1 pseudogene is annotated in these 432 nt (G+C 61.8%); it reads right to left on the bottom strand.

Annotated features, from left to right (window positions below):
- Positions 1-24: 24 nt before the first annotated feature.
- Positions 25-432, bottom strand: a pseudogene (locus tag H0241_RS35355) (histone deacetylase family protein); the annotation flags it as partial.

Genomic DNA, 432 nt, shown 5'->3' with positions numbered 1-432 from the left:
CAATGAATTGTCATCGTTGATAGCCTAAAGCTCGGCAAGTGCCTTGACGTGCGCCACCACGCTGCGGCCAAGCGCGCTGAGGTTGTAGCCGCCCTCCAGACAGCTGACGATCCGGCCCTTGGCGTGTTTGCGCGCCACTTGCATCAGCTGTTTCGTAATCCAGGCGTAGTCCGCCTCGACCAGGCCCATCTGGCCCAGATCGTCTTCGCGATGCGCATCGAAGCCGGCAGAAATGAACAGCATCTCGGGCTCGAACGCCTCCAGGCGCGGCAGCCAGATGGTCTCCACCACCTCGCGTACGGTCAGGCCATTGGTATACGCCGGTAGCGGAATGTTGACCATGTTGGCCGCCACCGCCTCGGTGCCGGAATACGGATAGAACGGGTGCTGGAAGATGCTGCACATCAGCACGCGGGGCTCATCGCGGAAGGC

Origin of the sequence: Mesorhizobium neociceri (genome assembly GCF_013520985.1) — a bacterium.
GTDB lineage: Bacteria > Pseudomonadota > Alphaproteobacteria > Rhizobiales > Rhizobiaceae > Mesorhizobium > Mesorhizobium neociceri.
This window is presented reverse-complemented; position numbering and strand designations above follow the sequence as displayed.